Source organism: Proteus sp. G3927 (assembly GCF_963894685.1).
Lineage (GTDB): Bacteria > Pseudomonadota > Gammaproteobacteria > Enterobacterales > Enterobacteriaceae > Proteus > Proteus mirabilis.
Genome location: NZ_CAWQGX010000008.1, coordinates 40,070 through 49,769 on the forward strand (window position 1 = coordinate 40,070; position 9,700 = coordinate 49,769).

Genomic DNA, 9,700 nt, shown 5'->3' on the forward strand with positions numbered 1-9,700 from the left:
CCCGCCCCTGACGGCGGGAAAATGGTTAAAAAACCAAGCAATCAAACATGTCAACCAAGTGATATTACTCAAAATGAAAAATCATCTTGATTAAACTCGCTCAATAATGGTTGCTATCCCTTGGCCTAATCCAATACACATTGTCGCTAATCCTAATTGTGCATCTTTACGCTCCATAATATTTAATAGCGTGGTGGTTATTCTGGCACCAGAACAACCTAATGGATGCCCAAGTGCAATAGCACCACCATTAAGATTGATTTTGTCATCAATGCTATCGAGTAAGTTCATTTTTTTCATGCAAGCTAAGGATTGCGCTGCAAAGGCTTCGTTAAGTTCAAAGATATCAATATCACTGAGGGTTAACCCTGCTTTCTTTAGCGCTATTTCAGTGGCAGGAACGGGACCATATCCCATGATTGCCGGATCACAACCTGTTACCGCCATCGAACGAATAATTGCACGGGGTTTTAAATGATGTTGCTTAGCATAACTTTCGCTCGTGATAAACATCGCGGATGCCCCATCAGAGACGGCCGATGAATTCCCCGCAGTGACGGAGCCCGTGGCGGGATCAAACACGGGTCTAAGTTGTGCTAATTCATCAAGGCTTGGGTTATAACGGATAACTTCATCCGTGCTGACGCGTATAAAATCTCCTGCTGCATCATGACCATTAATGGCAACAAGTTCGTTGTCAAAATAGCCTTTTTGGGTCGCGAGGGCGGCTAAATGGTGTGAGCGATAGGCGAATTTGTCTTGTTCTTCACGAGATATTTGAAATGATTTTGCTAACATTTCTGCAGTTAACCCCATTGAGAATGAAGCCTTTGCCACAGAAAGATTTAATGCTGGGTTAAAGTCAGCATTATAGGTCATCGGTACATGACCCATATGTTCAACGCCACCAATTAAAGCAACTTGGCTCTCTCCTAACATAATTTGGCGAGCACCGTCATGCAAGGCTTGCATCGAAGAGCCACATAAACGATTGACGGTTACTGCCGGAACTTTATGCGGTAATTCTGCTAATAGTGCGGCATTACGTGCAATATTAAAGCCTTGCTCTAAAGTTTGTTGCACACAGCCCCAAATCACATCGCCAATATCATTGGGATCAATATCAGGGTTACGCTTAAGCAAAGCTTGCATTAATTGCGCAGAGAGATTTTCAGCTCTTACATGGCGAAATGCCCCGCCTTTTGAACGTCCCATTGGGGTGCGAACACCATCAATTATGACAACCTTTTCCATTTCTTCTCTCCTTAAGCGAGTTCTCTGATGTTAACATCTACTTTTGCAGGCTTTGGATAGTAGGTTTCGTTACGTAATGCTTTTTGTTTTAAGCTCTCAGGAATTTGGTAAAGTGGCCCTAATTCTGAGTATTGCTCTGCATTTGCAACAAATTGTGCTAATCCAATGGTATCGAGGTAACGGAAGACACCACCACGGAAAGGAGGGAAGCCTAAACCATACACTAATGCAATATCGGCTTCTGCAGGTGAGGCGATAATGCCTTCATCTAAGCAACGAATAACTTCATTGATCATTGGGATCATCATACGAGCAATAATAGTGTCTTGGTTAAATTCCTGTTTTTTGCCGACATGATGTTCAATAAGGCTGTGAATATCGTTATCTACCTGCTTTTGTTTTTTACCACGCTTATCAATAGTGTAGTCATAGAAACCATGATTATTTTTCTGACCATAGCGTTGTTGTTGATATAAAAGCGCAATAACGTCTTTATCAATACTTCCCATTCTGTCTGGGAAACCTTGAGCCATCACTGCTTGAGCATGATTCGCTGTATCGATACCGACAACATCCAGTAAATAAGCCGGACCCATTGGCCAGCCAAAGGCTTTTTCCATCACTTTATCTACAGCAATAAAATCAGCACCATCTCTTAATAAAAGAGAAAATCCGGCGAAATAAGGGAAGAGCACGCGATTGACAAAGAACCCCGGGCAGTCATTAACAATGATTGGCGTTTTACCCATTTTGCTAGCATAACTGACAATGCGATTAATCGTCTCTTCGCTGGTTTTTTCACCTTTAATGATCTCAACTAAAGGCATGCGGTGAACGGGATTAAAGAAGTGCATTCCACAGAAATTTTCAGGGCGTGTTAGTGATTTGGCAAGTAGCGAAATGGGGATTGTTGAGGTATTCGAAGCAAGTACAGCATGATCAGCAAGGAGCGCTTCGGTTTCAGCAAGTACAGAGGCTTTTACTTTAGGGTTTTCAACCACCGCTTCGACCACAATTTGTGCATCAGCTACACTGGCATAGTTTAGGGTAGGATGAATAGAAGCGAGGGTTTTTGCCATATCAACGGCACTCATACGTCCTTTTTCTTGACGTTTTTGTAACAGACTGAGTGCTTCTGTCATACCCAATTCAAGGGAGTTGGCATTAATATCTTTCATGGTAACAGGAATGCCTTTTAGTGCAGATTGATAGGCAATTCCGCCACCCATGATCCCCGCGCCTAATACTGCCGCTTGTTTTGGCAAGCTAGCATGACGCTTTTTAGTAATGCCTTTCACATATTGATCATTAAGGAAAATACCCACTAATGCTTTGGCAACATCGGTGCGGGTCAGTTTGACAAAGTTTTCTGTTTCCAATTCAAGTGCCGCTTTTCTATCTAGAAATGCGGCTTTTTCTATCGTATTAACGGCGGTCATTGGGGCTGGATAATGAGGGCCTGCGACTTTCATCACCATGCCTTTTGCCACAGCAAATGACATTTTATGTTCAAGTTCCGTTAATCTTAACGCCACAGTTTTAGGTTGACGAGCAGCTTGCCAGTCAAATTTGCCATCAATGGCTTGCTCTATCAGTGAAATGGCACTTTCTTTTAGCTTATCAACAGGGACAATAGCTTGAATTAAGCCATTCTTAAGTGCCGTTTCGGCATTAATATCTTTACCTGCGGTAATAATTTCTAAGGCATTATCAACGCCAATAAGGCGAGGTAGCCGAACAGAGCCACCAAAACCCGGCATAATACCAAGTTTTGTTTCGGGTAAACCAATGCGTAAATCCGGTGATGCAATACGAAAATCCGTTGCTAATACACATTCACAGCCACCGCCTAGGGCGTAGCCATTAATGGCAGAAACAGTAGGAACGGGGAGATCTTCTAATCGATTGAAAATATGATTAGCAAAATGTAGCCATTGTGTCAGTTCTTCAACCGGTGCATCAAAAAGTGATAAAAATTCGGTAATATCGGCACCAACAATAAAGGCGGGTTTTTCTGAACGTAAAATAACCCCTTTTAGATCAGATGTGTTTTCTAATACTGTTAACGCTTCGCTTAACATTGCCACCGTTTTTGTATCTAATTTATTAATAGAACCGCTAGCATTGAAAACGAGCTCAACAATACCTTGCTTCACCCAATCGGCTTGAATATTTTCGCTTTGATAGAGCATTTGTATTCTCCCTAAAGTATAAACTGGTATGACCAGATAATTAGAGTGTGAATACAATGTTAATTAATTGCAAATATTTGATTAAGGAAATGTAGGGCTGATCACAATGAAATTATCTAATATATTGATTTTTATATGATTGGTTTAAATGAATAAATCAGCATAATTAAGGATCGTAAAAACATAGTAATAAGTCATGGTAAGCTATTTTTGCTATGGTGTTACCCTGTAAAAGAGTTGGCGTGTTAAGCTGAATAATTAACAATAAATAAAGATAGGTGATTAGTAATGGAAAAATTGCTTTCTCTGTATCAAGAACATATCAAAACACTACAAAATCGTACTCGTGATGCTTTATCTAGACACCACCTTGATAATGTCTTGATTCACTCTGGTGAACCTATTGGTGTTTTCCTTGATGATAGTGATTACCCTTTTAAAGTGAATGCACACTTTAAAGCGGGGGTGCCAGTAACTGATGTGCCACATTGTTGGTTATTGGTTGATGGTGTCAATAAACCAAAACTCTGGTTCTATTCACCTGTTGATTATTGGCATAGTGTTGAAGCTTTACCAAGTAGCTATTGGACCCATGAAATTGAGCTGATCCATTTAAAAAATGTCGATGATATTCAAAAAGAGCTAGCACCTTTTATTAATAAAAATACTGCTTATATTGGGCCAAATACACAACGGGCTGATTCATTAGGTGTCAGTCTTGATAATGTTAATAACCAATCTCTTCTTAACTATTATCATTATTATCGTGCTTATAAAACGGGTTATGAACTGGCATGTATGCGCGAAGCGCAGAAAATGGCAGTCAATGGACATATCGCCGCTCGTGAGGCATTCCAAGCTGAGTTAAGTGAATTTGATATTAATATGGCTTATTTAATGGCAACAGGACATCGGGACACAGATGTACCTTATGGCAATATTGTTGCATTAAATGAACATGCTGCTGTTTTGCATTACACCAAATTAGATCATCAATCGCCAGATGAATATCGTAGTTTCCTTATTGATGCGGGAGCAGAGTATAATGGGTATGCTGCGGATATTACGCGTACTTATTCAGCGAAAGAAAATCATGAATTTACTGCTTTAGTCAAAGATATGAATGATGCGCAACAGGCATTGATAGCGACAATGAAAGCGGGAGTACGCTACAGCGAATATCATATTCAAATGCATCAACGTATTGCCGGATTATTACATAAATACGGTATCGTTAAGGGGATTAGCGAAGAAGAGATGGTGAGTGAAGGATTAACAACTCCCTTCTTACCACATGGATTAGGCCATGCGCTAGGTTTACAAGTTCATGATGCGGGTGGATTTATGCAGGATGATAAAGGGACTCATTTAGCTGCGCCAGCCATGTATCCTTTCTTACGTTGTACACGTATTGTAGAGCCGGGAATGGTACTTACCATTGAGCCAGGATTCTATTTTATTGATTCGTTATTAGCACCTTGGCGTGAAGGGAAATATCGTAGTCATTTTGATTGGCATTTGATTGAACACTTCAAGCCTTTTGGTGGCATTCGTATTGAAGATAATATTATTATTCACGATAACAAAATTGAAAATATGACAAGAGACTTACATTTAGCCTGATGAAAGCTTATTTGATCCCCGCTGAAACGGTAGAATTCAGTGAAGAAATAAAGAAGAGCCGTTTTATTACATTTATTGCTCATACTGAAGGGATTGAGGCTGCCAAAGCGTATATCCAATCAATTAAAGCGCAGTTTCCCGATGCTCGGCATCATTGTTGGGCATTTGTTGCCGGAAGACCTGATGATTCACAGCAGTTAGGTTTTTCTGACGATGGTGAACCAACAGGCACGGCCGGAAAACCTATTCTAGCACCCCTGTTAGGGAGTGGTATGGGAGAGGTGACTGCGGTTGTGGTACGTTATTTCGGCGGGATCAAATTAGGCACTGGTGGATTAGTACGTGCTTATGGCAGTGGGGTACAGCAGGCATTAAAACTTTTGCCAACGAAAACTAAAGTACCTCAGCGCCGATTTCTTGTGGAGTGTGAATATTCCTTGGTGTCATTACTTGAGCAAGTTGTTGCAGAATATCAAGGGAAGATCCTCTCTAGTGAATATACTGATAAAGTCACTTTTGAACTATCATTGCCAGCAGTAGAGAGTGAAAAAGTTGAAAGTAAACTACGCGATATCAGTCGTGGCAGTATGCAATTAATATGTTTAGAACCGAATGAATAATCGTTGCTACCAAGGAAATCGCTAAATGCATTTTCGTTCAATAACCCGAATTGTTGGGCTACTTGTTATTTTATTCTCTGTCACGATGATCATCCCCGGTATCGTTGCGTTGATCTATCGGGATGGTGCAGGACGAGCATTTAGTCAAACATTTATTGTCGCTCTTATTATTGGGCTAATGTTGTGGATCCCCAATCGAAACAATAAAAGTGATCTAAAACCCAAAGAAGGTTTTCTTATTGTGGTTTTATTTTGGACTGTGTTAGGCAGCGTAGGGGCATTGCCTTTTATTTTTTCGGAACAACCTCATCTATCGATTACCGATGCCTTTTTTGAATCTTTTTCCGGATTAACAACCACAGGGGCTACGACACTTGTTGGGTTGGATAGCTTACCTAAAGCGATTTTATTTTATCGCCAAATGCTGCAATGGTTAGGGGGAATGGGGATCATCGTATTAGCGGTGGCAATTCTTCCACTGTTAGGCGTTGGGGGAATGCAGCTTTATCGGGCAGAAATGCCGGGGCCTTTGAAAGACAATAAAATGCGCCCAAGGATCGCAGAAACTGCAAAAGCATTGTGGCTGATTTATGTCTTACTCACTATTATTTGTGCCCTTGCGTTGTGGATTGCGGGTATGGACGTGTTTGATGCTATCTCGCATAGTTTTTCTACCATTGCAATCGGTGGATTTTCTACCCATGATGCAAGCATTGGCTATTTTAATAGTCCAACAATTAACGTCATTATTGGTGTTTTTCTATTAATTTCAGGGTGTAACTTTGCTTTACACTTTTCGGTTTTAACAGGGCGAAGCCTCAATATTTATTGGCGTGATCCTGAATTTCGCATGTTTATCTTTATACAGCTCGGATTAGTGATTATTTGTAGCCTTATTCTATGGCTCTATTCGGTATATGACTCTGGATGGACAACAATTAATCAAGCTTTTTTCCAAGTTGTTTCAATGGCAACAACCGCAGGGTTTGCAACAGATAGTTTTGCCCAGTGGCCAACTTTTTTACCTCTGTTACTGTTGTGCTCTGCCTTTATCGGGGGCTGTGCTGGTTCAACGGGGGGGGGATTAAAAGTAATCCGTATCTTACTGCTATTTTTACAAGGCTCTCGTGAATTAAAACGTCTTGTACACCCTAATGCGGTTTATACGATTAAACTAGGACATCGAGCATTACCAGAGCGTATTATAGAAGCGGTTTGGGGCTTTTTCTCAGCATATGCTTTAGTGTTTATTATTAGTTTAATGCTATTAATAGCGACAGGTGTTGATGAGTTTTCTGCTTTTTCTGCTATTACTACAACACTTAATAATTTGGGTCCAGGATTAGGTATTGTTGCTGATAACTTTACAACAATGAATCCAGCCGCTAAGTGGATACTTGTTGTCACCATGTTATTTGGCCGATTAGAAGTTTTCACATTATTGGTTTTATTTACACCAACATTTTGGCGTGATTAACCAAAAACAAGGAGTGATGTATGAGCGCGCTGTTGCTGTACTGCAGTACAGATGGTCAAACTAAAAAAATAATGACGCACATAGCTAATGAACTAAGACAACAGGGCTATGAATGTGATGTAAGGGATTTAACTGCTGTTCACCATAGCCTTAATTTATCTGCTTATAATAAAGTGTTAGTTGGGGCATCAATTAGATATGGCTATTTTAATAAAGTACTGGATAAATTTATTACCCAACACCTTTCTCAATTAAATAGTATGCCATCCGCCTTTTTTGGGGTGAACCTTACGGCAAGAAAAGCTGAAAAGAGTACACCCGAAACCAATGCTTATATGCGTAAGTTTTTAGATAAGACTCCATGGAAGCCTAGATTAACAGGTGTTTTTGCAGGCGCGCTTCTTTACCCACGTTATAAATGGATTGATAGAGTGATGATCCAGCTTATTATGAAGATGACTAAGGGTGAAACCGATCCAACAAAAGAAATCGAATATACTGATTGGAATAAAGTTAGCGAATTTGCGACAAAATTTTCCAAAATTGAGTGATATCTGTTCGTTGTGACCTGTTTTTTGTACGTATTGTTGGGGTTTTAATCGAACGGTGAATTTTTTTCAAAAAACACTTGCGCTAATCTGAGAAGCCCCTATAATGCGCACCCACTGACCGACGATGAGCTGACAACAGCAACGACGGAAAGGGAAGAGAAAAGAAAAAAGTTTGAAAAAACTCTTGACTCTTCAGAGGAATAGCGTAATATACGCCTCCTCGCAACAACGCAGAAGACCGGAAACGGCAGCGATAGTTGCACTGCTCTTTAACAAATTATCAGACAATCTGTGTGGGCACTCGCAGAGACGATATCTTCTAAAAAATTAGATGTATCAAGTCTTGAAGAGTGACTAACAAGTTAATTCATATAATGAATAAGCTAAGTTTTCGATTTCTTTGAGCATCAAACACTTTTAATTGAAGAGTTTGATCATGGCTCAGATTGAACGCTGGCGGCAGGCCTAACACATGCAAGTCGAGCGGTAACAGGAGAAAGCTTGCTTTCTTGCTGACGAGCGGCGGACGGGTGAGTAATGTATGGGGATCTGCCCGATAGAGGGGGATAACTACTGGAAACGGTGGCTAATACCGCATAATGTCTACGGACCAAAGCAGGGGCTCTTCGGACCTTGCACTATCGGATGAACCCATATGGGATTAGCTAGTAGGTGGGGTAAAGGCTCACCTAGGCGACGATCTCTAGCTGGTCTGAGAGGATGATCAGCCACACTGGGACTGAGACACGGCCCAGACTCCTACGGGAGGCAGCAGTGGGGAATATTGCACAATGGGCGCAAGCCTGATGCAGCCATGCCGCGTGTATGAAGAAGGCCTTAGGGTTGTAAAGTACTTTCAGCGGGGAGGAAGGTGATAAGGTTAATACCCTTATCAATTGACGTTACCCGCAGAAGAAGCACCGGCTAACTCCGTGCCAGCAGCCGCGGTAATACGGAGGGTGCAAGCGTTAATCGGAATTACTGGGCGTAAAGCGCACGCAGGCGGTCAATTAAGTCAGATGTGAAAGCCCCGAGCTTAACTTGGGAATTGCATCTGAAACTGGTTGGCTAGAGTCTTGTAGAGGGGGGTAGAATTCCATGTGTAGCGGTGAAATGCGTAGAGATGTGGAGGAATACCGGTGGCGAAGGCGGCCCCCTGGACAAAGACTGACGCTCAGGTGCGAAAGCGTGGGGAGCAAACAGGATTAGATACCCTGGTAGTCCACGCTGTAAACGATGTCGATTTAGAGGTTGTGGTCTTGAACCGTGGCTTCTGGAGCTAACGCGTTAAATCGACCGCCTGGGGAGTACGGCCGCAAGGTTAAAACTCAAATGAATTGACGGGGGCCCGCACAAGCGGTGGAGCATGTGGTTTAATTCGATGCAACGCGAAGAACCTTACCTACTCTTGACATCCAGCGAATCCTTTAGAGATAGAGGAGTGCCTTCGGGAACGCTGAGACAGGTGCTGCATGGCTGTCGTCAGCTCGTGTTGTGAAATGTTGGGTTAAGTCCCGCAACGAGCGCAACCCTTATCCTTTGTTGCCAGCACGTAATGGTGGGAACTCAAAGGAGACTGCCGGTGATAAACCGGAGGAAGGTGGGGATGACGTCAAGTCATCATGGCCCTTACGAGTAGGGCTACACACGTGCTACAATGGCAGATACAAAGAGAAGCGACCTCGCGAGAGCAAGCGGAACTCATAAAGTCTGTCGTAGTCCGGATTGGAGTCTGCAACTCGACTCCATGAAGTCGGAATCGCTAGTAATCGTAGATCAGAATGCTACGGTGAATACGTTCCCGGGCCTTGTACACACCGCCCGTCACACCATGGGAGTGGGTTGCAAAAGAAGTAGGTAGCTTAACCTTCGGGAGGGCGCTTACCACTTTGTGATTCATGACTGGGGTGAAGTCGTAACAAGGTAACCGTAGGGGAACCTGCGGTTGGATCACCTCCTTACCTAAGAGATACGTGTTATGTG

Annotated in this window: 6 protein-coding genes and 1 rRNA gene; 5 read left to right on the plus strand and 2 right to left on the minus strand. The window is 42.2% G+C overall.

The annotated features are described in order from the left end of the window. Positions 1-90: 90 nt before the first annotated feature. Together fadA and fadB are read right to left on the minus strand one after the other, a co-directional pair. Positions 91-1,254 (minus strand): acetyl-CoA C-acyltransferase FadA, encoded by a 1,164-nt coding sequence (gene fadA / locus AACV00_RS02090; protein ID WP_004246106.1) that lies wholly within the window; start codon positions 1,252-1,254, stop codon positions 91-93. An 11-nt stretch (positions 1,255-1,265) separates the two neighbouring features. Then, a complete protein-coding gene (gene fadB, locus AACV00_RS02095) occupies positions 1,266-3,446 on the minus strand; it encodes a fatty acid oxidation complex subunit alpha FadB (protein WP_004246105.1) in 2,181 nt (726 codons plus the stop codon). Positions 3,447-3,734: 288 nt separating this feature from the next. On the opposite strand from fadB, the gene pepQ reads away from it, so the two are divergent. The 5 genes from pepQ to AACV00_RS02120 all read left to right on the plus strand — a co-directional run bounded on the left by pepQ (position 3,735) and on the right by AACV00_RS02120 (position 9,678). Continuing rightward, positions 3,735-5,069, plus strand: a complete 1,335-nt coding sequence (gene pepQ, locus AACV00_RS02100) for a Xaa-Pro dipeptidase (protein ID WP_161680102.1) — start codon at positions 3,735-3,737, stop codon at positions 5,067-5,069. Beyond that, positions 5,069-5,689: an IMPACT family protein gene (locus AACV00_RS02105; protein WP_004246103.1), complete on the plus strand. Its 621-nt coding sequence runs from the start codon at positions 5,069-5,071 to the stop codon at positions 5,687-5,689. Before pepQ ends, AACV00_RS02105 begins: the two co-directional genes overlap by 1 nt. Before the next feature lie 25 nt (positions 5,690-5,714). Further along, positions 5,715-7,166: a Trk system potassium transporter TrkH gene (gene trkH / locus AACV00_RS02110; protein WP_161680100.1), complete on the plus strand. Its 1,452-nt coding sequence runs from the start codon at positions 5,715-5,717 to the stop codon at positions 7,164-7,166. A gap of 20 nt (positions 7,167-7,186) precedes the next feature. Next, positions 7,187-7,717, plus strand: coding sequence for a menaquinone-dependent protoporphyrinogen IX dehydrogenase (hemG, locus tag AACV00_RS02115; protein ID WP_004246101.1), 531 nt, complete (start codon positions 7,187-7,189; stop codon positions 7,715-7,717). Between the two features lie 418 nt (positions 7,718-8,135). Next, positions 8,136-9,678, plus strand: a 16S ribosomal RNA gene (locus tag AACV00_RS02120). Positions 9,679-9,700 lie beyond the last annotated feature (22 nt).